Source organism: Pseudomonas sp. PME37.24/025 (assembly GCF_055556615.1).
The window spans coordinates 1-342 of the sequence record NZ_JBVHNK010000062.1; the positions used below are offsets into that span (position 1 = coordinate 1).

General features: G+C 59.4%; 1 pseudogene. It reads left to right on the forward strand.

The window, feature by feature from the left end:
* Positions 1 to 342 (forward strand): annotated as a pseudogene (locus ACZ3HH_RS29500) (IS66 family transposase); the annotation flags it as partial.

A 342-nucleotide genomic window follows, 5' to 3' on the forward strand; every position in this document is an offset into this window, starting at 1 on the left:
GGCGAAGTTCGCTGACCATTTGCCGCTGTACCGGCAGGAGAAAATCTTTGGCCGAGCCGGCTTGGCCATCGCGCGTTAGACTCTCGCGCAATGGGTGGGACAGACCGGTGTACAGCTCCAGCCATTGGTTGATGCCTTGCGAGAAGCTGTTCTGGCCCAACGAGTTGTCCATGCCGACGAAACGCCGGTGCAGATGTTAGCGCCCGGAGAGAAGAAAACTCATCGCGCTTATGTCTGGGCTTACTGCACCACGCCGTTCTCGGCCCTTAAGGCGGTGGTCTATGACTTCAGCCGGAGCCGTGCCGGAGAGCATGCGCGTAACTTCCTCGGTTCCTGGAATGG